At 57.4% G+C, this 26,348-nt stretch carries 19 protein-coding genes; 6 read left to right on the top strand and 13 right to left on the bottom strand.

The features are described from left to right. Positions 1–2: 2 nt before the first annotated feature. On the bottom strand, positions 3–1,703 hold the full coding sequence (locus ACID345_RS21200; protein ID WP_011524882.1) for an ATP-dependent nuclease: 1,701 nt from the start codon (positions 1,701–1,703) through the stop codon (positions 3–5). Positions 1,704–1,924: 221 nt separating this feature from the next. Here ACID345_RS21200 and ACID345_RS21195 point away from each other — a divergent pair, with 221 nt between their 5' ends. Together ACID345_RS21195 and ACID345_RS21190 are read left to right on the top strand one after the other, a co-directional pair. After that, entirely contained in the window at positions 1,925–3,442 is a 1,518-nt protein-coding gene (locus ACID345_RS21195; RefSeq protein ID WP_011524881.1) for a hypothetical protein, read from the top strand. 23 nt (positions 3,443–3,465) lie between these two features. Continuing rightward, the gene (locus ACID345_RS21190; RefSeq protein WP_041855963.1) at positions 3,466–3,672 is read left to right on the top strand and encodes a hypothetical protein; all 207 of its coding nucleotides are present in this window, start codon (positions 3,466–3,468) and stop codon (positions 3,670–3,672) included. A gap of 18 nt (positions 3,673–3,690) precedes the next feature. Here the strand turns inward: ACID345_RS21190 and ACID345_RS21185 are convergent, their stop codons facing one another. The 9 genes from ACID345_RS21185 to ACID345_RS21145 form a co-directional block, all read right to left on the bottom strand. Further along, positions 3,691–4,089, bottom strand: a complete 399-nt coding sequence (locus ACID345_RS21185; RefSeq protein WP_011524880.1) for a response regulator — start codon at positions 4,087–4,089, stop codon at positions 3,691–3,693. Between the two features lie 260 nt (positions 4,090–4,349). Continuing rightward, positions 4,350–7,088: an MGH1-like glycoside hydrolase domain-containing protein gene (locus ACID345_RS21180; protein WP_011524879.1), complete on the bottom strand. Its 2,739-nt coding sequence runs from the start codon at positions 7,086–7,088 to the stop codon at positions 4,350–4,352. 27 nt (positions 7,089–7,115) lie between these two features. Next, positions 7,116–8,591: an alpha-amylase family glycosyl hydrolase gene (locus ACID345_RS21175; protein WP_041855962.1), complete on the bottom strand. Its 1,476-nt coding sequence runs from the start codon at positions 8,589–8,591 to the stop codon at positions 7,116–7,118. A 215-nt stretch (positions 8,592–8,806) separates the two neighbouring features. Continuing rightward, positions 8,807–9,805, bottom strand: a complete 999-nt coding sequence (locus ACID345_RS21170; protein ID WP_011524877.1) for a DUF2950 domain-containing protein — start codon at positions 9,803–9,805, stop codon at positions 8,807–8,809. 21 nt (positions 9,806–9,826) lie between these two features. Next, the gene (locus tag ACID345_RS21165) at positions 9,827–11,260 is read right to left on the bottom strand and encodes a DUF3300 domain-containing protein (RefSeq protein ID WP_011524876.1); all 1,434 of its coding nucleotides are present in this window, start codon (positions 11,258–11,260) and stop codon (positions 9,827–9,829) included. A 32-nt stretch (positions 11,261–11,292) separates the two neighbouring features. Beyond that, entirely contained in the window at positions 11,293–11,499 is a 207-nt protein-coding gene (locus ACID345_RS21160) for a hypothetical protein (protein WP_148210210.1), read from the bottom strand. A gap of 170 nt (positions 11,500–11,669) precedes the next feature. Further along, positions 11,670–12,230, bottom strand: coding sequence for a DUF4136 domain-containing protein (locus ACID345_RS21155; RefSeq protein WP_011524875.1), 561 nt, complete (start codon positions 12,228–12,230; stop codon positions 11,670–11,672). Positions 12,231–12,343: 113 nt separating this feature from the next. Next, on the bottom strand, positions 12,344–13,159 hold the full coding sequence (gene ppk2, locus ACID345_RS21150; RefSeq protein ID WP_011524874.1) for a polyphosphate kinase 2: 816 nt from the start codon (positions 13,157–13,159) through the stop codon (positions 12,344–12,346). 114 nt (positions 13,160–13,273) lie between these two features. Further along, positions 13,274–14,992, bottom strand: coding sequence for a mechanosensitive ion channel family protein (locus ACID345_RS21145; RefSeq protein ID WP_011524873.1), 1,719 nt, complete (start codon positions 14,990–14,992; stop codon positions 13,274–13,276). A gap of 481 nt (positions 14,993–15,473) precedes the next feature. On the opposite strand from ACID345_RS21145, the gene ACID345_RS26710 reads away from it, so the two are divergent. After that, positions 15,474–15,800, top strand: coding sequence for a hypothetical protein (locus ACID345_RS26710; protein WP_148210209.1), 327 nt, complete (start codon positions 15,474–15,476; stop codon positions 15,798–15,800). Positions 15,801–15,847: 47 nt separating this feature from the next. On the opposite strand, the gene ACID345_RS21135 is transcribed toward ACID345_RS26710, so the two are convergent. From ACID345_RS21135 to ACID345_RS21125, 3 genes are read right to left on the bottom strand one after another with little or no spacing between them, the layout of a single operon-like run. Continuing rightward, on the bottom strand, positions 15,848–17,242 hold the full coding sequence (locus ACID345_RS21135; protein WP_011524871.1) for an efflux transporter outer membrane subunit: 1,395 nt from the start codon (positions 17,240–17,242) through the stop codon (positions 15,848–15,850). A gap of 1 nt (position 17,243) precedes the next feature. Further along, positions 17,244–20,411, bottom strand: coding sequence for an efflux RND transporter permease subunit (locus ACID345_RS21130; protein ID WP_011524870.1), 3,168 nt, complete (start codon positions 20,409–20,411; stop codon positions 17,244–17,246). Between the two features lie 3 nt (positions 20,412–20,414). Then, entirely contained in the window at positions 20,415–21,632 is a 1,218-nt protein-coding gene (locus tag ACID345_RS21125; RefSeq protein ID WP_011524869.1) for an efflux RND transporter periplasmic adaptor subunit, read from the bottom strand. A gap of 131 nt (positions 21,633–21,763) precedes the next feature. Between ACID345_RS21125 and nhaA the strand changes: the two genes are divergently transcribed. The 3 genes from nhaA to ACID345_RS21110 all read left to right on the top strand — a co-directional run bounded on the left by nhaA (position 21,764) and on the right by ACID345_RS21110 (position 26,341). Next, a complete protein-coding gene (gene nhaA, locus ACID345_RS21120; protein ID WP_011524868.1) occupies positions 21,764–23,131 on the top strand; it encodes a Na+/H+ antiporter NhaA in 1,368 nt (455 codons plus the stop codon). Positions 23,132–23,240: 109 nt separating this feature from the next. After that, the gene (locus ACID345_RS21115; RefSeq protein ID WP_011524867.1) at positions 23,241–25,442 is read left to right on the top strand and encodes a patatin-like phospholipase family protein; all 2,202 of its coding nucleotides are present in this window, start codon (positions 23,241–23,243) and stop codon (positions 25,440–25,442) included. Positions 25,443–25,699: 257 nt separating this feature from the next. After that, on the top strand, positions 25,700–26,341 hold the full coding sequence (locus ACID345_RS21110) for a response regulator (RefSeq protein WP_041857044.1): 642 nt from the start codon (positions 25,700–25,702) through the stop codon (positions 26,339–26,341). The last annotated feature ends 7 nt before the right edge of the window (positions 26,342–26,348 follow it).

Raw genomic sequence — 26,348 nt, 5'->3', positions numbered from 1 at the left:
AGTCACTTTCTCGCTTCCATGTGAAGCAGGTTGTCTTTCAGAGCTGGTTGGGTCACATCGGGTGCAGATTGTTCGTTGGTGCGGCGAGCCATCCGAACGCAGGATTCGATGACACGTTTCAGGGCGGGAGGAACTCCAGCCGAACCGCTCGAGGCGACGGCTTCTAGAAGTTGCAGAGCGAGATAGGGCTTTGACGATTTGTCGATCGCTGCACGGATGATCCAGCGAGGATTGGGACGGCTGGAAGATGTACGGCCAGCTAGCTTCAGAATTGCGTTGGCGTATCCGCTGTGCCAGAAGCAGTGCTCGATGTCGGGTTCGCGGAGCCTGGTAATTCGGGTTGGAAGCTCATTTGGTCCGCAGAAACGTCCGGCGGTGGCGGAATAGATGGCGCCGGAGTTGTCGCCATCGGTGAGAAGGTGCCACTCGATGCCCAACTCGCGGGCGGCTTTGACGAGAGGCGGAATGCCGCATTGGGCGAATTCAACGCAGGAGATACCCTCGGCGTCGAAGTTGTATCCCAGGAGCCGCGCGAGTTCGGGGAGGAGCCAGAATTCGGTTTCACCCTCAACGAGCAGCCAGCAGCGGGCAAACATGGCTGCCCCGCGACGCGAGCGGACGTGATAGCGGAACTTGCGCATGTCGGTTTTGGTAAGCGCACGGTCACGCACGCGATGAACAATGATTTCATCGTTCACACGGATCAGGCGACGGATGCTGTGGAGTGGGGCCTCGGTGAGGAGGACGCCGGAGTGGGTGGAAACGATCGTTTGCCAGCGCATTCGCTCAATCAACGACCAAACGGAAGCCAACGTCAGGGGATGGAGGTGCGCTTCCGGATCTTCAAAGATCACGATGGGTTCGGCATCTGGACCAAAGGGCTGCGAATGTGCGCGCAAGAGTGCCCCAACGAAAAGGAGCAGCCCGATTTTGTAGGAATTTCCAGAGGGTGGGGCGGAGGTGCTGTCGTTTGCGAAACGACTTGAAAGTTTGAGTGTGGAACCTGCGATCTCTTCGAGGAGCCAGTTGGTGCGGCGGGCGTTGGCATCAAGGTGTTGCGAGGAGAGCGCGACCAAGGTTTGAGCCGCTTTGAAGCCGGCTTCGAGGTCGAGGGTTGCGTTTGTGGAAGCGCCCCCAACCAACGCAGCGTAGTGACGGTCAACAAGATCGGAATAGCTCTGAATCTCCTTGTTGCGAACCGGGCCATTTCTTCCGCCCTGATTAAGCAGGCCCTGCTCGAGTCGGATGATTGGGTTATTAGCGCGCACCCATGCGAGCAATTCGGGAGATTCCGAGCCAGCGAGCGCCCCGCCGCTGGAAAAGAAGCGGATGCGAGGCTTGGCGTCGGCGGAGGCCGCGTGGACTTCGAGGCGGAGTTCTCGCTGGCGTGAACTCTCGGGCGCGAGCAAGGACTGAATCGGCTGATATGTGGCGCTCGACCATTCGCCTTTGTGGCGTTCTGCAAATGTAATCGTGATTCGAATGGGGACCGAAAACTGATTTGCTTCCTCGACGGGAACGCAAAAGTGACAAGGTTCGAAGGGGATGATGCCTGAAGAGCTGTTCAGAACGAGGCAGAGGGCTTCGATGACCCGAGATTTTCCGGAGTCGTTTTCGCCAATAAGCACGGTGTCGCGGCTGAAACTTACTTCGGCGCGACGAATTCCACGAAAGTTCTCGACCAGTACGGAGTGGAGCTGCATGCTCGACGTGGTCCGCTTGTGTTTGCAGGGAGTTTAGGCAGGCACACGGAAACGCGGTACTGGCATTTCTTCCAGATAAGAAATCTCGACGAAATCAAACCAGAGGACCACTCTTTGCGATTGTCAAGCTAGAAGAATTGCCAGTTACGTGGCAAGCTGTGTTTCATTCACAATATTTGGAACGCGGGCCCAGGTCGCGAAGAATTTTAAAAACACCAGGTATGAACCGTCTCAACGCGATTCTTTCATCGCTTTTGATTTTCGGAACGCTGATCTTCGGCGCATCCCGACGCGCGTCCGCCCAAGAGTTTGTGGACACGCAGTCGGACGACCAGCCGACTCGATTTTCGTTTGTGTACGACGATGCGCGCGAGACCTCGATGGTGATCGCAGGAGACACCTCGGGCACGCGGTTGAATGAGTCGAGTTCGCTTCCGAATGCGGCGCCGATTTTTGCAGTGGCGCCAGCACCGCAAGCGTCGAAGGGCGTCGATTGGAAGCATCTCTTCTCGGCGTCTTTCACTTTCCTCGCGGCGGAACACACATTTCGCGTGGCGACAGAGCCTTCCACTCGGATTGCTCATCACCAGGCGTTCGTACCGGGATACGGGAAGGCGCTGGGCAACTTGCATGGTTGGGGCGACGGCGATGCGTTCCTGATCAACTACGTCGGCCATCCGATGCAGGGGGCTGTATCGGGATTCATGTGGCAGCATAACGATCGTGCATACCGGAACGTGGAGTTCGGACGCAACCGCGATTACTGGCGCGAGCGCATGCGCGGCATGGCATTTGCATACCTGTACAGCGTGCAATTCGAGATTGGTCCAATCAGCGAAGCTTCTATCGGGCACGTACAGTCGTGGTATCCCCAGGTAGGTTTCGTGGACCATGTCATCACGCCGACCATCGGCACGGGTTGGGCGATTGGTGAGGATGCGATTGACCGCAAGGTCATCCAGCCCCTTGAACACCGCATTGAGAACCCGCTTTTAAGGGTGGTTCTACGCGGCGGGCTGAATCCAGCGCGATCGTTTGCGAACATGATGGGCGGACAAGTGCCCTGGAGCCGGGACGATCGTCCGGGCGTGTTTAGGTCCTTTTCCGAGAGAGAAGCAGCGTGGTCGGCTCTGGAAAGCCCCGCGCAGAGTGGCAAGACGCGAGAACCGGAGCCTGGAGTTGCGCCGTTCGAGTTCTCGTTCGACGGCTCTTATCGCACTTACTTGGGCGGAGGGCAGACGACTGGATGTATTGGTGGTGGAGGCGTGGCCGCGTTCCGATTGTCGTCGGAGTGGCAGATGCTTGGGGATGTTGGCGGCTGCAAACTGCTCGGGTTCAAAGACAACTGGAGCGGTGATTCTCTGACATATCTCACTGGCCCGCGCTGGACGCCCCAGACCAACGGCAAGTGGGTTCCGCACGTGCAAGCGCTAGTCGGTGGTACGAAGATTACGCAGTCCTATGAAGACCCGATTTTAAAAGCAGAGGTTGCCGACTGGCCGACCGACAACGACGAAACGCGCTACCTCAAGCACGCTGCATACACGAAGGACTGGGATGCGGCGGGGTTTGCGGTACAAGCAGGCGCTGGAGTGGACTACAGGTTTAACAACGCACTTGAGTTGCATGTAGCGAACCTGGAATACACGCACGCGTGGATCGGTCCGGTGAATGGCGCAAATTACCGCAATTCGGTGCAATTCAGTTACGGGCTCGTGCTGCGAATGGGGACCTGGTAAATCGCGCTGGAGGCGCGAAACTCATGTTTCCGTTAGAGAATTCGAGAACTCTTCCGAATGAGCGCGGTTTAAAAGAAACGTACTGGCACTGCGGAAAGTGCGAAGTCATCATCGCCGTCCACAGTGTGCGCGCCGTCAACCGGGCTTACTGCCCGATCTGCCGCGAGATGGAACTCGAGTTCTGCGGCACCATAGGAGAAATCCCCGGGCAGGGATTCGCGAGCGCCTAGCACTTCGGAAAATCTAATCTAGAGAAGAACTGGCGAGACGAACATCTGGTGGGAAAGTACTGCTTTCATCGCCAGACGGAGGTCTATGCAGAGCCGCGACTTCAGCACGTATGCGGCGGCTCCAGCCCCCAATGCGGCGCGAAGGAAGTCGTGGTCCTCGTGCATGGTCAGGAAGATAATTTTGGCCCTGGATCCCGCGTCCTGAAGCCGCGCGGCGACTTCGAGCCCACTCATGCCGGGCATTGAGATGTCGAGCACCACGATGTCGGGGTCGTGGGTTCGAAATTCGCGTAAGAGTTGATTTCCGTCTTCGTACTTGGCGAGAACTTCGTATTCTCGCCATTCGTCGAGCAGGGAATTCACTTGCCCGAGGATCGCTAAGTTATCGTCAGCGAGTACGACTTTAGCTTTTGCCATTTCCACGTCACCCAGCGGCGCCGCTACTTCTCGCCCAATCCACGTTGGTTGAATCGTATGAATAGAGTGAATTCTCGCCTACTGGCAAAACTGATTGATTCAGCAATCATTTGTACAGGGGTCTGTTAAAGCTAACAGTCTGTCGCGATACGTGGCGCATAACGACGCTCGCTGAGGTTACTAGAGTTTATCCACGGTGGGCATAAAGAGAGGTCGCCGCGAGGTAGACTCGCGGCGATGAAAAGGTATCCCGGTTGAGGCTAGGAGCCGGCGACTTGTTCGCGCGTCATACGCGCCGTGAGAGCGCTCTTGTGAATCTTGAGCGCATTTTCTGCGTCGAGGCGTCCGAGTAGATCGAGGGTTCGGGCGATGAGTCCAGTCCACCCCGTCTGATGGCTTGCGCCTAGCCCAGCTCCGTTGTCGCCGTGGAAGTATTCGTAGAAGAGGATGTAGTCCTTCCAATACGGATCATCCTGGAATTTCTTGCTGCCCCCGTAGACTGGTCGCTGACCATTGGCATCCGGCAGGAAGATACTTGAGAGGCGGCGGCTTATTTCCTGCGACACTTCGAAGAGGTTCATAAATTTGCCGGAACCGGTTGGACATTCGACTTTGAAATCGTTCCCGAAGAATTGATACAGGTTTAGCAGCGCGCGGATGATCAAGCCGTTCACCGGCATCCAGATGGGGCCACGCCAATTTGAATTGCCGCCGAACATACCGTTATTCGACTCTGCAGGAAGATACCCGACTTTGAACTCCTGCCCTTCCAAATGGAAGCAGAAGGGGTTGTCGAGGTGGTATTTCGAGAGTGAGCGAATTCCGTACGGACTGAGAAATTCGTTCTCGTCGAGCATGTAGCGAAGAATGCGTTCAAGCTTTTCTTTGTTGCAAACGGACATCAGGCGGCGATTGTCGTAGCCGATAAATCTTCCGTCCATGGGTGCGATATGTTCGAGAACATCGGGGTGGCGTTTGCGGAACAGATTGATTAACTCCAGCAGTCGGGGATGCCGGGCTGCAGCTCCGGGTTCGAGGACACTGGATGCGCACAAAGGCAGCAGGCCGACCATGGAGCGAACTTTCAGGCGCATGGCGTCGCCACCGGGAAGGTGGAGCAGATCGTAGAAGAAGCCGTCGGCGGAATCCCACATTTCATCGTGGTTTTCACCGATACGGTCCATGGCGTAGGTGATCCAAAGGAAGTGCTCGAGGAAACGGAAGGCTACTTCCTCGTACATCGAGTCATAGTCGGTGAGGATGAGCGCGATTTCGAACATGTTCTGGCAGTAGAAAGCCATCCACGCCGTGCCATCGGCTTGTTCCAGGTGGCCGCCGGTAGGGAGGGGGGCGCTGCGATCGAAGACACCGATGTTGTCGAGACCGAGGAACCCGCCGGCGAAAACGTTCTTGCCTTCGGGATCTTTGCGGTTGACCCACCAATTGAAGTTCATCATCAGGCCCTGGAATGAGCGCTCCAGGAACCGAAGGTCGGCGCGTCCCAGCTGTTTCTCGATGTTATAGAGGAAGAGCGTGGCCCACGCGTGCACGGGTGGGTTGACATCGCTGAAATTCCACTCATACGCGGGGATTTGGCCGTTGGGGTGGGCATAGAGATTGCGCAACATAAGGAGCAGTTGGTCCTTCGCGAAGTCAAAATCGACAAGCGATAGAGCGATGGTGTGGAAGGCGAGGTCCCACGCTGCATACCACGGGTATTCCCACTTGTCGGGCATCGAGATGATGTCGCTGTTGAGCATGTGGAACCATTCCTGGTTCCGAACTTTCTTCGTGCCGGCGCTCAGTAGGGGATGTGCGTCGTGTTCGGCAAGCCATTTGTCGACGTCGAAGTAGTAATACTGCTTGCTCCAAAGCATGCCGGCAAGCGCCTGGCGGTGAACACGTTTTTCTTCGACGGAAAGGGAAGCCGGCACGATGCGCGCGTAGAACTCGTCGGCATCGTCGAGACGCGCTTTGAATGTCCGATCGAAGTTGGAAAACTTATCGGTTTTGTTGTCGGCGGTAAGACGGAGGCGGACGACTTGGGAGCCTCCTGCCGGCACCTTAAGACGATAGCGTGCTGCTGATTTGGTGCCTTCGTTCTTGGGATTCAAGGCATTTTTTTTGCCGTTCACCACGTACTCGTGAAATGCGTCCTTGACGTAGGGCGTGGGATTGGGCTGGCTTCGCAGCCGCTCAAGGTTGGTCTCGTTGTCGGTAAAAAGGAGTTCGGGCTTGCCGTCGCAGTAAAGGGTACGGGTGCCGAGCGCTTCGTGGGAGCACACAATGCTGTTCGCGTCTGCCTTCATCGGCATCGGCTTCGGTGATGTTCCGTCGTACCAGGCGTTACGAAACCAGAGCGTGGGGAGGACTTCTATCTCGGCTGCTTCGGGACCACGGTTGTGAACCGTGATGCGGATGAGGATGTCCTCCGGGTCGACTTTCGCATACTCAACGAAGACGTCGAAGTAGCGATCGTCGTCGAAGACGCCGGTATCGAGAAGCTCGTATTCGAATTCGTCGCGAGAGCGCTTGCCATTGGTGACGACGAGGTCGCTGTATGGGAATTCGCGCTGCGGATACTTGTAGAGATACTTCATGTATGAGTGAGTCGGAGTGCTGTCTACGTAGAAGTAGTATTCCTTCACGTCTTCGCCATGATTGCCTTCGCTGTTAGTCAGGCCGAACAGGCGCTCTTTGAGAATCGGATCTCGTCCATTCCAAAGTGCCACGCAGAAGCAAAGTTGTTGCTTGTCGTCGGAAAATCCGGCGATGCCATCTTCGCCCCACCGATAGGCACGCGAGCGGGCCTGGTCGTGGCTGAAGTAATTCCAAGCGTTGCCGTCATCGCTGTAATCCTCGCGGACCGTGCCCCACTGACGTTCACTGAGATAAGGGCCCCACTTCTTCCAGGGAGTTCCTTGTTCGCGGGCCTCATTGAGCCGTTTTTGTTCGGCAGTCTGTTCGTAGTTGAGCGGCGTATCAGTGGGAGGCGTCATTGCAAACTCCTTGTGGCCTGGCGGGCGCTAGATTGTGGTCTTGAAGACGTGGAAGCCCCACGCCGGCGTGTCGAGGTAGAGTCCGCGAGAGAGCAGTTCATCGCCGACGCGCTCGTAGATTGCGGAACCCATCAAATCCTGCAACGAAACCGAGTGACTGCGGAGCGTGTCGAACGGGAGTTGCAAGTAACACTGGCTTTGGTGATCGCTATAGTTCACAACCACTAGGAAGGGCAGCTCGCCGTCAGCTTGCCAACTGAAGCAGACGAACGATTCGAAGGTCCAATTGCTGACCCAAGCGGGTGTGGCATTCAAAAGCTGCCACTGACCATCGCGAATGGCGGGCTCGTGGATGCACTTTAGAAGCTGTTGGTAAAAAGCGCGGATCGATTCGTTCGTAGACTCTTCCGGGCGGCGACCGAGGTGAACGGAGAGACGCTTGACGCGGCCTTCGAATTGTCCGTCGTGAAAAAACCGCAGGCCGGGACAGAGATAGGTGATGATGGCGGCGGCGCGATGCATTTCCGGGGTAAAGGTCGCGGCGACGCGCGGTTCGTCGTGGTTCTCAAGGAAGCGCGCGGACTTGCGTTGAAACTCCATGTCGGCGCGGAGATGGTCGCGTACCGGAGTGGCGTGGCCTTCGCGGAGACGATCGTAGAGGCGTTTGTCGTAGGTATAGTCGAAGCCTTCCTGCTGGAGCGTCCATTCGAGGTCCCAGTAGACCTCCGCCATGAACAGGAAACCGGCTTTTGAAGCGCGAACGGCGTCGATCGTCTTGCGCCAGAATGGCTCTGGATGCATCCCCCACGTGCGCTCGAAGACATCGGGAAGGATGAGCATCGCCATGTCACAGCGAACGCCATCGCAGAACTCCGAGATGTTGAGAAGCTCCAGGCGCATGGCGGCCTGGAGAGCGGGGTTCGCGTAATTCAGTTGCAGCGTGTCGGGCCATCCGGCGAAATACGGATCGCGGCCAAAGGCGAATATGCGCGGACCTTGCGACGTGTTGAGCCGCACATAGTTCTGCGGTTCGTGCTGCAGCTTTTCATCGGTTCCGGCGACATAGTAGTCAGGATGTGTTTCGAGCCAGGAGTGATCCAGCGCGGTGTGGTTGGGCACGAAATCCAACAATAGCCGCAGACCTTGCTGGTGAGCCCGCTTGTAGAGGCGCGCAAGGGCGTCGTTGCCTCCGAAGTCGGTGTGCGCCTGGTAAGCGGTGATCGCGAAGCACGATCCGCAAATGTCGCCGTCGGTGAAATCGCCGAGGGTTTGGCGATACTCGTCGATCCACTCTTGATGCGAGCGTGAGACCGCGCGGGCAGCGGCGCCGGTTTGCCACACGCCGAGGAACCACACCCAGTCGAAGCCTTGTTGCGCGAGGCTGGAAAGGTATTCGTCAGAGACGTCGTCAAGCGTAGCGCTGCGGCCGAGCTTTACGGAGAGGTCATGCATCGTGGCGCGAGTGTTGACCTGGTAAAGCGATGGATATTTGTGAAGTGGCAAAGGCTGAGAGCGCTCAGCGCTCCCGCTCCTCCCCTGATTCTTGGAGGGAGCAGCAGTTGCAGCCATTGGAAATCCCCCACGAACAAACTAGTCAGGTCCGGGCGACCGGGGCACTGTCAAAAGTACTGTATTGGCAGCGAAAATCGCGTGAAATTTATCGCCAAGAAAAAGCCCCTTGCGTGGGCAAGGGGCGAAATTACATACCTGATCGGGTACTAATTGTTAGCCGCCGTTTCCGCATCGTCCGGCCATTCATCGTCGGTTGGCAGCCACGTCTTATCGGGGTTGTACAGTTCCATATCCTTCGCGATCTTCAGTGAGTCAGGCCCCAGGTCTTTCTGGTAGACCACGCCGCTCTGGTTGACGATAAAGGTCTTCACGCCGGTGACCCGGTATTCCGCCGGGACTGCCACCAGTGCAAAGCCGCCAATCATGGCGCCTTGAATTACGTAATCAATTCGCCCGAGTGGTGCGGAAGGTCCTTGACCCTTGAGAATCTTGAAGTAGTAGCCGTGGAAGGGCGAGGGTTTGTCACCAGCAAAGGAATATCCTTCGGCGATGGCTTTCGCCACGGCCTCGGAGATTGGTCCACCGTTGCTGCCATCGGCGTTCTTCCACTGCAGGCCGTCCTGTTTACCCGACGTGCTCATGATCTTCTGCGCATACTGATTGACCATTGCGCCGTCATGGCGAGTTTCAGCGTATTCGTGCTGGGCGCGGACATAGCCCTTGCAGGCTGCGATGGCGTCAAGCTCGTTGGTGCCGATCCTCCGGTAGAGGACCTCCATCTTGCCTTTCTTAGTGTCGAAGCTCCACTTCCCACTGCGCTTCACGAGCGGGATTGGGAATGGCCAATCCTGGTCGCCGACGATGAGCGTTGCCTGCGTCGGCTTGGCGGGATCGGTCTGGATGGAATGTTTTGTCGCACCAAGTTTGCCGAATTCTTCGGCTGCGTTCTTGTCGCGTACGGGATCGGCTCCCTGGATGAAGCTCTTGCCATCCGGGCCAAAGATGTCGAGGAGCGCCGGAACATCGTAATCCGCCGCCGCCTTGAGGAGTGCATCTCCCGCCGCCTCTGGGGTGGCAAACGACTTTTGTGCAACGGTCGCTTTCTTGGCGGGCGCCTCTTGCTGCGGAGCAGCGAAGGCTATGAGCGTCAAGGAGCAAAGTACCGAAGCGAGAAATACAAGGCGCGCGCTTGATTTGATTGTCATGATTTTTCTCCTTTTCGGTCCTTATCTCCGCCGTCCGCCGCCGCCACCACCACCACCACGGGAGCCGCCGCCGCCGCGGGAGCCACCACCACCGCCCATGCTGGAGGAGCCGCGCGAACTGCTGGCGCGTGCCGAAGAGCCACTGCTTCTAGACCCGCCGCCACCACCGAAGGCGCTGCTGCTGCCACCGCTTCGGCTCGGTGAACTTCCACCTCGGGAACCGCCACCGGCTGAGGAGCCGCCACGATTGCCGCCACGGTCCGACGTGCCCGCTGAAGGCCCGCCGCCGCCGCCGCGATTACCGCCACGATCTGAGGTGCCGGCGGAAGCTCCGCCACGATTTCCTGCGTTGTTTCCGCCGCGATTGCCGCCGCGATCTCCTGCGCCCGCTCCGCCGCGATTGCCCGCATTGGCTCCGCCGCGATTACCAGCGCCTTGTCCGCGGGAATCGCCGCGTGACGAACCGCCAAACTTGTTCGCGGTACCACGATCACCGTAAGGAGCGCCGCCGCGGTGGGATGGATTGTGCTGCCACTTGCCGCCGTTCGCGCCGCCACCACGATTGCCGTTGCCAGCGTTGGTGCGGTTGCCGTTGCCGACATTCGTGCGGTTGCCGCCCTGAACGTTGGTATTCCGATTAAAGTTGTTGTTGACGTTTACATTGACGTCGCCGTGTCCCCAGCCAGCGCCCCAACCCCAGCCACCACCGCCCCAAGCGGCGCCAACGGCCAGTCCAACACCGAACGAAATTGCGGCGGTAGCGAGGTAGGCACCGGCTGGTGCGGGCGGATAGTACATCGGAGGATACGGATATGCCGGCGCACCATAGACGACGGTCGGGTTGTAGCTCGGCACGTACACGACGTCCGGGCTCGACGGCTGGATCACGATCACCTGCTTGTTCTCGACCGTCTGCGTCTCGACCTTCATCTGCTCGTTCGAGTTCAGGGCACCTTTGTCCTTCGCCTTCGAGCGCATGCGTTGCACGGCGTTCATCACGTCTTCCTGCTGTGCAAGGAAGGCATTGCCGAGGTCCGTTGTCCACTGGATGTTCTCGGACAATTGCTTAACGGCGTCGGGCAGCACTGCCATGGCTTGAACGCTCGCATCCCAGGGCTGCTTCATTGCGGCATCCGAGAGAGCCTTGTCTTTCAAACCCTTATTCTTCGCGAGCCACTGTTGAAGTTGAATGATCTCCAGTGGGTAGGTCGAGGCGACGAGCATCTGGCTAAGCAGCGGATCGGGATAGAGCGCGATCGGCGCCACCAGAGATTCGAGTTGGTCTGGAGGCAGTTTCGCTGCGGCATCGTCCTGCGCCGGGGCTTGCGCCTGTTGATCTTGAGGGGCTGGCGACGCCCATATCACTGCATCGCCGGGCACGAGTAAGAACGCGCAAATGACCGCAATTACGCTGCGCGCGGCTTGCTTGAGAGCATCAACTGCATTGGCCTTCATAGAACGTCCTTCCTCTCGTACTGCCTGGAAGATCAAACCTTGTGCGCGGAGATCAAGTCTGCGCATGCCGTTCCGGGATCGTAGGTGACTGTGACATTTTCGTTCTCCTGGAACACTCCCGTTTGGTCGCCACAAAACGTAACTGGAGTGGGAACACCGGAGCTCACAAAGGTCACCACTGTCATCGTCTGAACAATCCCATTGAGATCGGTGAGGTATTGCAAATACATCCCGGACACGACCCCAGACACGTGCTTCGTGGTGCTAGTTCCCCAGTTTCCTGCGACCGCCCAACTGCCTCCGCATCCGTCGCAGAGCAGTGAAAGTGAAATTACGAAAATCAATAGAAGCCTTGCCACGACTGGCTTCTCCGTGCGAACCACCCGTCTATTTCTGGACAGGTGTGCTGCTAAGACTTTGGTTTCGGCGGGAAGTTTTTGAACAACTTCGTCATCGCCTTGTTCAGGTTCTTTTCGCGCTTTTCCGGTTTCGCTTTCGGATCCAATTCCTTGCTGACAACGCCACGCCAGATCAAATCGTGCCCCGCGGGGTTGTACAGGTCGATCGAAAGCTGACCGACGTAGATGGTTGAAGTCTGCCCCGTGGTCATACCGCCACCACCGCCGTACCACCCGCCGCCGTACCAACCCGGACCGTAGCCCCAGCCGCTGTTGTAGGTAGTGAACTCTTTTTCCTGCCCTACAGCGGCCTGATATCCGACGTACAGGTCGGCTTTGTCACTGTCCGTTTTGGTGAGGCCCTTCTGTGCAAGCTGCGCGTCTACCGCGGCCTTTACCTGTTTTTCCTGGATGTCATCGAGTGGCTTCGCATCTTTCAAGACGACCCACGTATAGGTTTTGAACTTGGAAAAATCAGTTTCCTTGTCGAAGTTGTAGCGGACATCCTGCGCGACTGCGGCAGCACACATCAGCAGCAAGAAGAGAGCCGACAGAAGGGAGATCTTCCTCATGAAAACTGCTCCATAATCCAAAAATAGGCGTTACCACGCGATTGCGCGACGACCGCAATCCTAGGAGCGAGATAGCAGAGCGGGAACTGTCAATCTTTACAGCCGCGAAGGCCTCAATACTTCTCGGGAATGAAAGTGCGTCCCTTGAGCGTGGCCTGATCGTCGTACTTATCGCGGGTGGAGCGTTTGGGCAGCTTGGTTCGCTCCTTCGGCGCCTTACCGTAGGGGATCATGCTCAGCAGGTGGGTGATGCAATTCAGGCGCGCTTTCTTTTTGTTGTTAGAGCGCACGAGGTACCAGGGAGCGTGTTTGGAATCCGTGGCTTTTAGCATGATGTCGCGAGCGCGCGAGTATTCATACCAGCGCGCATAGGACTCGACATCCATGGGGCTGAGCTTCCATTGCCGCAGCGGGTCCTTGATCCTGGCAGCGAACCGTCGTTCCTGTTCTTCCTGACCGACTTCCATCCAATATTTGATGAGAATGATTCCGCTGTTCACAATGTAGCGTTCCATCTCGGCGCACTTCTCGACGAAGCCGTCATGCTGGGCCTTCGTGCAAAAGCCCATTACGTATTCGACACCAGCGCGGTTGTACCAGCTGCGGTCGAAGATGGTGATCTCGCCGGCCGATGGAAAGTGGGCCATGTAACGCTGCATGTACATCTGTGATTTTTCGCGGTCGGAGGGAGCAGGCAGCGCGATGACGCGGAAGACGCGCGGGCTGACACGCTCGGTAATGGCGCGGATGGTGCCGCCCTTGCCGGCAGCATCGCGGCCTTCGAAGATGATGATGGCTTTCAGGCCTTTGAACTTGACCCAATCCTGGAGACGACAAAGCTCCGCCTGCAGCCGCTGCAATTCTTTCTCGTAGTCTTTGCGAGACAAACCGTTCTCAGTGTTTTTTTCTTTCTTGTCTGGCTTTGCCATAGCTCTCCCTCGACGGCTCTGCACACATCCGTGGAATGTTTCGGTTCGGTGAAATCGTAGGTGCGGGACGGTGTCGCCGGGTACTGTCAGAAAAGCCAGTAAGAGACTTGTGATTTAAGAGGAACTCTTTGCGGCGGACGACGACGGTTGACCGTCGGTTTGTACCCGGAACGATGGTGGCGTGTATCCGGGAGAGTGATACTTTTCCGGAATCGAGATGACGTTGCCGTCGCGCACCGCAGCAAAGTGGGGCGAACATATCTCCATTCCAGCGTCGTTGAACTTGTCCTGAATGTTCTGGTGGAGGTTGGAGTAGATGTTGACCATCTCGCTGGGCTGAGCCGTAAAAGCGTTCAATTCGTAGCCAACGTAGAAGTCCTGCAAGCTGGTTTGTAATACGAATGGGAGTGGATCCTTGAGGACGAGCGGCGTCGAGAGCGCTGCATCAATCAGGAGCTCGTGCACTTTCCGCCATGGGGCGTCGTAGCCAATGGTGACGATGGTATGGAAGATCACGCCCTTGTGCCTTGCTTCAGCGCTGAAGTTCTTGACCGATCCACTCATGACGGTCGCATTGGGAATCGTGATGACCTCAGCCTTGGGCGTGAGCACACGAGTCACGAGGATGGTCTTTTCGGTTACTTCCCCGACGACATCGCCAATTTGCACCCAATCACCGACGAGGAACGAGCGCATGTAAGTCAAAATCACGCCAGAGATCGCATTGGCGATAGCAGAAGAAGAACCGAGGGACAGTAGCACGCCGACGAAGATCGAGATTCCCTGGAAAGCGGGACTCTTTGAGCCGGGCAAATATGGAAACGCCACCACGGCGGCGAGGATGAAGACGAAGCCACGCAAGAGCTTCTCTGTCGGCTCCGACCAATCGGGGTAGAAGCCTCGGATTTTCAGCTCCCCTTTCGCGATCTCGCCGAAGATGACGCGAAGGAAACGGTAGACGTAGTAAGTGACGAGGAAGATCACTCCGACCACCAGCAGGTTCGGGAGGTAATCGACGCCGGACTTGGCCAGGGTCGTCAACTGTGCGCCGACCCAGCCAGTAACATGTTGCGAGATCTCTCTCGTGACCGAGAAGAACCCGAGCGTGATCGTGAGGTACGCCTGGATGAAGACCAGGATGAGTCCCCATCTCAATAGGGCGCCGATCGTAAGCACAAACGGGATCGCATAGGTCTTGATGAACTTCCACCCTGCCCGACTCTCGCCTTGCTTGCTTGCCTCCAGCCGGGCGGAGATGCGATCACGAAGACCGGTGCGGATTTTACGCACGAGCCAGAGAACGCTGAGCATTACAAAAGTGGACAACAGAGCTTTGCCGATGGCCTCGAACAAAATCCGCCAGCTACGGTCCTGGCGAAAGTTGTCGATGGCGAGCGATATCGAGCGGCCGTATTGGGCGGCAAGAGCATCGCGCTTTTTCCCCACGCCTTTCGCGTCTGTGTCCGTAACCGCCATGATGGGGTGCTCGCCGATCAAGATGGCGGTCCAGCCAGGGTGGGATTCAATCGTGGCAGTCGTATTCGTGATGTTGCGGTCTTTAGCGACCGTCATGATGCGCTGTTCAATCTTTTCGGCACGTTGCTGTGGGTTCATGCCAGCAACGCTGTCGTATACGGTCAGAACTGGGCCGCGGCCCTCGACTACAACCTCGGCGGGACCGCTCTGATCTACTTCCGGAACTTCTGGCTGCGTTGATTGCGGCTGGTTTGGGTCGGAAGAAGGCTTTGTGTCTGCAAATGCAGTGGAGGCGGAGATAAGAACTGCGATGGTTGCGATGAGGGTCAGGAGGATTCGCTTCAGCGAATGCGACATGGCGCGACCTTTTAGGACCGTGTTACGTGTTACTGCCGCAGATTGAAGTGGTCACCGCGACAGCTGGACTAAGGAACCCGGCCAGTTCCCGCCGCCACGCACGTCACCCCAAACCGATCGCCCTGCTGTACGGCGATCAATTTGAACCGACCTGCGACCGGCATGCCTGCTGACAGCATGAACAGTGCATGCCGCGGTAGACAATTTCAACGTACGGGTCTGTTTCGGTGCGGACAACTGTAAGAAGTACCAGAACGATCATCAATCATGCGCGCGTAGAGTCGATCAAAGGCAGGAGGCGCACGACACGATGAGAGCGCAAATTTTTATAGTCATGTCCCTAACGATCTTGTGTGGATATACCAGGGCGCAGTCCTTGCAAACGAATCCTCCCGTTGATCTTTCCATCCGTAATCGTGACGCAGTAGTCGCGTCACGCGACGAGGTGGCCAGCCAACGTCGAGACCTCATCGGGAAGGGAATGAATCTTACTCCCGATGAAGCACGGCAGTTCTGGCCTGTGTATGACGCCTATGCGGCCGAAACGGCGAAGATCAGCGACCAAACCGTGAACCTGATCACCATGTTCGCAGATGGATACCGAACGCTATCGGACAAAGACGCATACAGCTTGGCGATGTCGAGTCTGGAGATCGAACGCCTGAGGAACGGCGTGAAGCAGCGTTACGCTCCGCGATTTGCGGCTGTCTTACCGGGAAAGAAGGTAGCGCGGTTCATCCAACTCGACAGGCGTCTTGACGCTGTCGCCGCGCTCAATGTGACGCAGGCGATATCTCTCGTCGAATAGAAAAAGGGCGAGCCGAATTCCGGCCCGCCCAGAGGAGAGGATAGACGTTACTGCTGCCAGCCGCCGCCGAGTGCGTTGTAGAGCTGGACCAATGCGACGCGTTCGCCGAGTTGTGCCTGGGCAAGCGAGATCTCAGCGTCGAACGAGCGAGTGTCGTTATCGAGAACCTCGAGATAGCTGGATACACCGCCTTCGTAGCGAATGCGCGCGAGGCGGGTAGCATCCACGGCAGAAGCCGCCAAGTTTGCTTCCTGTTCGCGGAACTCCTGGTTCTTGCGATAGGCCACCAGCGAATCCGAGACTTCACGGAACGCTTGCTGAATGGACTGTTGATAGCGGAACACCGCTTCTTGTTGCTGAGCTTCCGTTAATCTCACGTTCGATCTAATTTTGCCGCCGGTGAAGATCGGTTGGGCCAGTTGACCGCCGAAGCTCCACAAACCGGCAGGGCCGGAAAAGAGCCCCGTTAGCGCCGAGCTCTGGTATCCACCGAGGGCGGTAAGAGAGATCTGTGGAAAGTAGTCAGCTTTCGCGACACCAATACGCGCATTCGCTGCGACCAGTTGCTGCTCCGCCGACTGCAAGTCCGGGCGCCGCTCAAGCAAAGTCGAGGGCAATCCGGGCGGAACCGAAGGAAGAATCGCGAATTCGACGAGCGGCTTGCCCCGTTGAATCGGACCGGGATTCTGGCCGAGGAGGATGCTGATGAAGTTCTCCTCTTGCTCGATCCGGCGTTCGAGGTCGGGAATGGCAGCGGCGGCCGTGTAGAGAAGTTGTTCCGACTGACGTACGTCGAGCAGGGAAGTCGTTCCGCCCTTTTGACGGATGTTCACCAAGCGCAACGATTCTTGGCGCGATGCTAATGTGCCCTTGGCGATCTCCATCTCGCGATCGAGCTCAAGCAACTGGAAGTACCCGTTGGCGACGTTGCTGATGACGCTGTTGATGACGGCGCGCTTGCCCCACTCGGTGGAGAGCAAGTCTGCACGCGCTGCTTCTGTGGCGCGACGATATTTACCCCAGAAGTCGAGCTGCCAGACGAGGGAGAGGTTTACCTGGAGCGCGCTGTTTTCGTAAGCCGGCAAGCCTTTCACCCGCGGGATACGCTCGTTAAGGGCCGATGCGCCCCCAGCAATCGTGGGGAACTGATCGGCGCGTGTGATCCCAAGCGCGGCCTGTGCCTGGAGCACGCGAGTCGCGGCGATCTTTACATCATAGTTAGCATCGAGAGCTTGTCGGATCAGCTTTTGCAGTTGCTCATCGTTGAAGACATCCCACCACTTCTGCTCGCCCAGGGAGATGCCGTTGGCTTGTCCGCCGTCCAAGGTCGGCCCCCGGTAAGCATCCGGAACCGTCACGGCGGGGCGTTTGTAGTTCGGTCCGACTTTGCAGCCGGCCATCAGGAGCAACAGGAGCGCAAGGAGAATTCGTTTGCAATTCATGTCAGTGCCCTCCGCCTGCGACGGTGGTCTCTGCGCCTTCATTCGATGGCGGATGTTTACTGCCTCCCATGTGCGACAAACGTTCGACGACGTCGAAGCTGACCGGAATGAGGAAGATCGCGAGCAGGGACGCTGCCATCATTCCTCCAATCACCGCGGTTCCGAGGACGCGACGGGAAATGGCGCCGGCGCCGGAAGCCGCCCACAGAGGAACGCAACCGAGAATGAAGGCGAACGCCGTCATGAGAATCGGTCGCAGACGGAGCTTAGCTGCGATAAGTGCTGCTTCCTCCGCAGACTTGCCCTTGTCGTATTCCATTTTCGCGAATTCCACGATAAGAATCGCGTTCTTCGCAGCAAGTCCGATGAGCATGACGAGGCCGATCTGCACGTAGATGTTGTTTTCCATTCCGCGGAAATAGAGGAACGCGAATGCGCCGGCCACGGCGATCGGCGTGCCCAGCAGTACGCTGAAAGGCAGAGACCAGCTTTCATATTGCGCGGCGAGGATGAGGAACACGAACAGCAGCGACATGCCGAAGATTGCAGAAGCCGGTACGCCTTCCGCAGCTTTCTTTTCCTGGTACGACATACCCATGTAGTCGAAGCCCATCTCGCTGGGCATGCTTTCCTTGAAGGTCTCTTCAAGTGCCTGAATTGCCTGTTCCGAACTGTAGCCGGGCGCCGCATTTCCATTGATCTGAACGCACCGGTACAAGTTGTAGCGCATAGTGAACTCGGGACCGGAGGTTCGCTTGATACTAGTGACGGCACTCAGCGGTACGGATTGGCCATCGTTGTTGTTCACGTAGAACTGGCCAACGTTTTCGGCCTTAGTACGGTAATCGCCTTCGGCTTGCACGTAGACCTGCCACTGGCGGCCGAATCGGTTGAAGTAATTGACGAGTGTGCCGCCCATAAAGGTCTGCATGGTGCGGTAAACGTCATTGAGTTGAACGCCTTGTGCGATCACCCTCGGGCGATCGACGTCAACATAAACCTGGGGCACCGAGAGCAACGCCGTTGTGGAGATTCCGGCGATCTCAGGACGTTTCCTGGCAGCGGCCATGAACTTTTGCAGGTTCTGGCTGAGGAATGCGACATCTTTGCCGGCGCGGTCTTCGAGCAAGAAGGTGAATCCGCCGGAAGCTCCTACACCGGGAATCGCAGGCGGCGGGAACGAGAACGCAACACCTTCCGTTACCGACGCCAACTCCTTGTTGAGGTGCTTCTTGATTCCCTCATACGACTCTTCCGGAGTTTTGCGTTCGCTCCACTCTTTGAGAGTGATCCAGAAGAAGGTGCTGTACGTGGCCTGCACGCCGCTCAACATGCTGTATCCGGCGACGGTCGTCACGGAGTGCACGCCAGGAGTCTTGAGGATCATTTCCTCGATCTTCTTGGCGGCGTCGCTGTTGCGCTGGAGAGAAGCAGCGTTTGGCAGCTGCAACCCCGCGAACACGTAGCCCTGGTCTTCGTCGGGCAGGAAGCTCTTCGGCAGGTTCTTGCCGAACCAGCCGGCGAGCACGGTAAGACCCGCGAGGAGGATCATGCTAAGTGCGGCTTTGCGAATCATCCCCCCGCAAATGCTGACGTAACCGTCTGTGGCTCTGCCAAACCACTTGTTGAACCAGCGGAAGAACGCACCGAGCGGTCCGCGTGCTTCTTTCTTCGGTTTCAGCAAAAGGGCGGCCAGCGCTGGGCTGAGCGAGAGAGCGTTGAACGCGGAGAAGATCACGGAAATCGCGATAGTGATTGCGAACTGCTGGTAGAGGCGGCCGGTGATGCCGGGGATGAAGGCGGTGGGCACGAAGACGGCGGCCAGAATCAGCGCGATGGCGACGACCGGGCCGGAGACTTCCTCCATCGCCTTGTAGGCGGCATCTTTTGGAGAGAGGCCATGTTCGATGTGGTGCTCGACGGCTTCCACTACGACGATGGCATCGTCCACGACGATGCCGATGGCCAGCACCAGTCCGAAGAGGGAGAGAGTGTTGATGGAAAATCCCAGCAAGGGGAAGACGACGAAAGTGCCGACGAGAGAAACCGGCACGGCGAGCAGGGGGATCAGCGTGGTGCGCCAGCCTTGCAGGAAGATGTACACAACGAGGATCACGAGGACGATGGCTTCAGCGAGGGTGTGCTGAATCTCCTTGAGGCCTTCGGTGACCGCAACGGTCGTGTCGAGCGCGATGTCGTAATCCAGGTCCTGCGGGAAGCGAGTCTTGGCTTCTTCCATCAAGGCCCGCACGCCGGCTGCGGCTTTTACTGCGTTCGATCCGGGTAGCTGATAGACAGCGACCACAGCCGCGGGCTTGCCGCTGTAGCGTCCGATGATGTTGTAGTTCTGTGCGCCGAGTTCGATTCGAGCGACATCTTTCAGACGAAGGATCGAACCATCAGGATTGGCACGAACGACAATTTGTTCGAATTCTTCCGCCGAAGGAAGGCGGCCTTTCGCACGGACGTTGTAGGTGAAGTCTTGTCCTTGCGGCACCGGCTCGCCGCCGATCTGGCCGGCTGGGTTCACGGTGTTCTGCGCCTGGATGACCTTGATGATCTCCGGCACAGTCACGCTTAACTTCGCCAACGTGTCTGGCTTCACCCACACGCGCATCGCGTACTGGCCGGCGCCGAATACGGTAACGCTCGCGATACCGGGCACGCGGGTCAACTGATCGTTCAAGTTGATGTAGGAGTAGTTCGCCAGGAAGATGTTGTCGTAGGTGCCCTTGGGCGAATACAGCGTGATGAGCATCAAAGGCGCCATCGTGGACTTTTGCACGGTGACACCGAAGTTCACGACGTCCGCAGGTAACTGAGAGTTGGCCTGGTTGGTGCGCATCTGCGACAGAATCTGGTCGGTGCTGGGATCGGTCTTGATGTCGAAGTTGACGGTCAAGGTCGTCGCGCCATTGTTTGCGTTAGTGGAGAACATGTAGTTCATGTTGTCCACGCCGCTCATCTGCTGCTCGATCGGGGTTGCGACTGCCTGTTCAACGGTTTCTGCATCGGCGCCCGGATAGGTAGCTTTCACTTGAACTTCCGGCGGCGCGATGTCGGGGAATTGGGCGGTGGGCAGGCGGAGCATGGAGACCACGCCGATGATCACCATAAGAATGGCGATCACCATGGCCACAATCGGCCTTCTAATGAAGAAATTTGCCATGGATTAGTCTCCTTGGGCCTTGGTGGGTTCCGCTTGCGCCTGTACCGCTTTGACCGGGCTGCCTTCCTTCGCTTTCTGCATGCCTTCGACGATGACCTGTTCGCCTGGCTTGAGGCCCTCGGTGATGATCCACAACTCGCCGACGCGCTCGCCGGTCTTTACCGGGCGAATGCTTGCCTTGCTGTCGGAACCGACAACGACGACGCTGTACGAGCCCTGGGTCTCGACGACCGCGCGCTGCGGGACGAGGAGCGCGTCCTTCGCAACACGGGTTTCAACGCGTAGGCGCGCGAATTGTCCTGGCCGAAGGATGCCTTCTGGATTGTCGAAAGCAGCGGCGAGACGAATCGTGCCGGTCTTGAGATCAACCTGGCGATCGGCAACCACGAAGTAGCCCTTGTATTTGTAGGTCGTGCCATCGGAGAGGATCAGTTCGAGGTTCCTCGGCATCTTGTCGAGGCTGAGTTGTCCGGAAGACACCATGCTGATTCTTTGCGCGGCGCGAAGGTATTCCTGCTCACTGATCGAGACGTAAGCCTTGATCGGCGAAACTTGCGAAACGGTGGTGAGGATCGTTGTCGGGCCGACGAGGTCGCCAATCTGTCCTTTTGCGAGTCCGGCGATTCCGTCCACCAGCGAGCGGACTTTGGTGAAGCCGACGTTCAACTCCGCTTGCTGCACTTGTGCTTGCGACGCCACGATCATGGCTTTCGCGGCTTCGTTCGCTTGAATGTCGTTGTCGAGTTGCGCTTGCGGAATCGCGCTCTGCGCCGCCAGTGGCGTGTCGCGCTTTACGTCGAGCTCAGTCTTGCCGAGCTTGGCTTGGGTTTCGGCGAAATTGCCCTTTGCCTGGTCGAGCGCGGCTTCAAAGGGCCGTGGGTCGATCTCGAAGAGCACGTCGCCTTTTTTCACCACCGAACCCTCTCGGTAGTTCTGTTTCATCAGGTAGCCGCTGACTTGTGGCGCGATCTGTGCGTTCACAAAACCATCGAGGGTGGCGACCCACTCGCCATACAGGGGCACGTCCTGCTGCACGACGCCGGTCACTTGCACGTCGGGTGGAGGCGGAGCAACTGCCTCCTCTTTCTTGTCGCACCCGAGAGTGAGCACCAGCAATAGAGTCGGGATTGCCGCACCGAAGCCCAGCCGCGTGAGTGCGGCTTTTCTGAATGGTTGAATTTCGCGAGCGAGACGAATGGAACGCTCAGGTTCGAGTGACATCGGTGTACTCCTGAGAAAGGGCTCACACCCGGAAAGTAATGGACGCCGTAAGCTTAGGAGGCGAAGGCACATCCGCACACTGATAGAAGTAACAGTCGCTTCGCAACGTTGCGGTGATGTAACCAATCGATATGTCCGAAGCCTTCGATTCGCGTGCGAGCAAGGCTCTCCCTATTGAAGTGCTGATTAGTCCGTTCGTTCGTTTTGCCCGGATGGAAGCGGCGAGTGGAATTCTGCTGATCGTGAGCACCGCGGCGGCGTTGGTGTGGGCGAATTCTCCGTGGAAATCCAGCTACGACGCGATCTGGGACGTGCCGATGGTGGCAGGCGTCGGTAACTTCCTGTTGACCGAGAGCCGGCATCATTGGATCAACGATGGTCTGATGTCGATCTTCTTCTTCCTCGTCGGATTGGAAATTAAGCGCGAGGTGCTGATCGGCGAATTGACATCTCTGCGCAACGCTGCATTCCCGTTGATCGCTGCCGTCGGAGGCACAGTCGTTCCCGCCGTGATTTATCTGTTATGTGTAGGCGGTGGCGTGGCGCAAAAAGGCTGGGGAATTCCGATGGCCACCGACATCGCGTTTGCTCTGGGCGTGCTGATTCTGCTGGGGAATCGTATCCCGCCTTCGTTGCGGGTCTTCGTCACGGCATTGGCGATTGTGGACGACATTATTGCAGTGCTGGTGATCGCGCTGTTCTATACGCACGAAATTCACCTGGTTAGTCTGCTCGTCGCATTGGGGGGCGTCGGAATTGCTTTCGGTTTCAATCTGCTCGGAATCAGCAAGCCCTCGGTATATGCCCTGATAGGAGTTTGCATTTGGGCCGCGGTGTTGAAGTCCGGTGTGCACGCGACCGTGGCCGGCGTGTTGCTTGCGTTCACGATTCCTGCACGCAACTACCTTGACCGCGATTTCTTTGTGAAGAGAGGACGTTGGCTTCTAGAGAGGTTTGAGAAGTCAGAGCCGCACTCTTTTGAGTCGCACACAGCGATTCACACACTCCAGCATCAGTGCGACATGATCGAGTCGCCGTTGCATCGCCTCGAACACGGGCTGCAACCTTGGGTGAGCTTCTTGATCATGCCGCTGTTCGCGTTCTCGAACGCAGGTGTGCGGTTCATCGGAAACATCGGTGTTGCGGTCAAGCATCCAGTGAGCATTGGCGTTGCACTAGGCTTGTTTCTTGGAAAGCCGCTCGGCATTTGGCTGTTCGCGTGGCTTGCGGTAAAAAGCCGAGTTGCGAATGCTCCGCCCGAACTCTCGTGGTGGCAGATTTTCGGTGCCAGCTGGATATGCGGCATAGGCTTTACGATGTCGCTATTCATCGCATCGCTGGCATTCGGCTACGGAAATCTCCTCGACATGTCGAAGATCGGGACACTCGCGGCCTCGCTGGTTGCCGGAGTTTGCGGCAGCGTAGTGTTATGGCGGCGAAGCGCTTTGGGCACATCGGAACCGCCCGTGAGTCCCGCGACGACATCGGCTTCGGTATAAACCACGTCCGGCCTGTCAATTGTCCCAGTTGTTGTTTGTGTACGGAGCCGCAAAAGTGGTGATACCGGGAGTGTCCATTCCGCGGTGCCCGGCCGCCAAGGTTTGACGCATGTCTCTACGTCGCTTTTGCTGCTGGATTGTTCTTTTAAGTGTTCTCATTTCGATTCCCTCAACGTCAGGTGCAGTTCAACCGGGGAGTGCAGCCCCAGCGCCGCGCGTCGGGGTTGCGCTTGAGGGCGGAGCTGCGCTTGGTCTGGCTCACATCGGCGTACTGCAGTGGATGGAAGAGCACCACATTCCCATCTATTACGTCGCCGGAACCAGCATGGGCGGCCTTGTCGGTGGCATGTACGCGACGGGAAATTCGCCGGAAGAGATGAAGGCGTTCATCAGCAAGATCAACTGGGACGATGTTCTAGCCGGTCAGACCGAATACCAGAATCTGACCTATCGGCGGAAGGAGGACGCAACCCAGTATCCGAACCGCCTGGAGTTCGGCATTCGCGATGGAGTCCGCTTTCCTGAAGGTTTCAACTCCGGCCACCAGGTTGGGCTCATCCTGGATCAAATCGCGCTGCCGTACTCGGAGATGAAGTCGTTTGATGATCTGCCCATTCCGTTTGCGTGCGTCGCAACCGACCTCGTTAGCAAGAAGCAACACGTTTTTCGCGAAGGATCTCTCGGCCAGGCTCTCCGCTCCACCATGTCAATGCCGGGTGTGTTCAACCCAGTACGGACGGACAGCCAAGTGCTTGTGGATGGCGCGCTGTTGGAGAACCTGCCGGTTGATATCACGAAACAACTCGGCGCAGACATCGTGATCGCCGTCCATCTGGAAGTTAAGCCGATGAAAGCGACAGATCATCTTTCGTCGTTCGGCGTGCTGGGAGAATCACTCGCGGTGATGATTGCTGCCAATGAGTTGCGCAGCATGGAAAAAGCAGACGTCCTGGTGACAGTCCCACTCGCCGGATTCGGCGGCATGAACTTCAGCAAGGGTGAAGAAATTATCAAGCTCGGGTACGAGGCAGCCGCGAGCAAGGCCGCCATCCTGAGCCGGTTCAGCGTTGATGACGCCACCTGGCAGGCGTATGTGTCGCAACGGGCGTCGCGTAAGCAAACGGCTCCTGTGCCACAGTTTGTCGAGGTGACTGGCACCAAGCCGAAACTCGCGAAGGAAATTGAGCACCGCCTAGCCGATGACGTCGGCAAGCCCGTGGATACGGCGCGAATAGATACCGATCTTAATTACCTCACGGGTGTGGGTCGCTTCGACCGCTTGGGCTATTACATGGTCGAAAAAAATGGCCAGCAAGGGTTGATGATTCGCGCGGATGAGAAAGAGTATTCGCCGCCGATCGTCCGTCCTCTGCTGGATATTGACGGTACCAACTACGACCGCCCCCAATTCATCTTCGGCGGAAGGATCACGCTTCTCGACGTCGGCGGGTTCGGGTCTGAGTGGCGTAACGACATCGAATTCGGCTCAGAGTACGGAGTTCATACCGAGTACTTCCACCCTGTCGCTGAGAGCCGCTTCTTCGTTGCTCCCTACGCATTCGCATTCAATCGTGCGCAGGACTACTACCATTACTCGACCTTGACTGCCGAATACCGCGATCGAGATCTGGGAGGAGGGCTCGATCTCGGGTACATGTTCAGCCGGAAAGACGAATTGCGCGTCGGGTATGAGGCCGCGTATCGGCGCTTAACACCTGCCGTGGGGACTGCACTGTTTGGAACCCTCGAAGGAAGAATGGGCACCACAACCTTGCAGTTCAATCACATCGGGCGCGACGAGCCCGTTATACCAACCCGCGGCTTCGATTTGAACTTCACCAGTTTCTTCCGTGACGCGTCTCCTGGCGCCACCGAGAATTACCCGGGGGTGCAGACGCGCTATACGTGGTTCGTTCCGATTTCCAAGAAATCCTCTGTCTTCACAACCGGGTTCGCCGGATCGACCTTTGGGTATACGCAGACTGGCGTTCCACCCTTTTCGCTTGGCGGAAGCCGGGACCTTTTGGCGTACGGCCAGAACGAATTACTGACGCAACAGTTCTATCTGTTCAAGGCAGGGTATATTCACCCGCTCTGGTATCTGCCCCCGATGTTCGGGAAAGATATTTCTGTAATCGGGACTTATGAAGTCGGGAAAGTCTTTTACACCCAACCGGGCACCTCAAGTATCCCGACTGATTTTGCTGCCGCTCTGGTCGTTGACAGCCTGTTCGGCCCCGTGGAGGCCGGTTACAGTTACGGGGCAACTGGGCACCGCAGGTTCTTCTACCGCATAGGACGTATCTTTTAGCCAACCGTGACCCTGTTCGAAAGGACAGGGGGTACCCCTGTCACTTTATGTAGTTGGCCAATGCGCAGGACTCTCATACTCTGAATGGATACACTCTGTCCCGATTCAGCAGATAAGTTCATTGGGCTGAGGTGTCGCTTTGGTCCGGCATTAGTGACGGACTGAGACACGTGCGAGTTGCGACCCACGTCCCAAGGATGGGTTCCAACCTGCCCGGTACAGGCCCCTACGACGACCTTTCCCTCGAGGAGATCCGGATGAACCGCACCCGAATACTTTTGGCTGATGACCACAATCTGGTGGCAGAACTCTGCAAGAAACTTCTCGAAACGGAATACGAAGTTGTAGGCATTGCAACCGATGGCAGGGCTTTGGTGCGCGCGGCCGTGGAACTGAAGCCAGATGTCATCATTGCCGACGTCGGCATGCCGCTACTCAATGGCCTTGACGCGGCACAACAGGTCAAGCAGAAGCTGCCGACGGTCAAGATCATATTTCTGACAATGAATCCGGATCCGGATATCGCCGCCGAAGCGTTTCGGCGTGGCGCTTCCGCCTACCTTGTGAAGACATCAGCCGCCTCGGAGGTAGTCGCCTCGGTACGCGAGGTCCTCCGCGGTAAAACCTACGTTTCGCCTACGATTCCGCGGGAAATGATTGATCTTTCGCTCTGGCAGCACAAGAAGCTTGTGGACGAAACCCATAAGCTCACGGACCGGCAGCGCGAGGTACTACAACTGCTCGCAGAAGGTAAGGGGATGAAGGAAGTTGCGGCGATCCTCAACATGACTACGCGTACGGTTGCGTTCCACAAGTACCGCATCATGGAAGTTCTTGGCACGAAGAACAACGCCGATCTCGTGAAATACGCAGTTCGCAACCGCATGACGAGCCTCTGAAGTCGTC

The organism is Candidatus Koribacter versatilis Ellin345, from assembly GCF_000014005.1.
Taxonomy (GTDB): domain Bacteria; phylum Acidobacteriota; class Terriglobia; order Terriglobales; family Acidobacteriaceae; genus Korobacter; species Korobacter versatilis_A.
The sequence above is the reverse complement of the archived record's forward strand: the minus strand, read 5'-3'. Positions and strand labels throughout refer to the sequence as shown.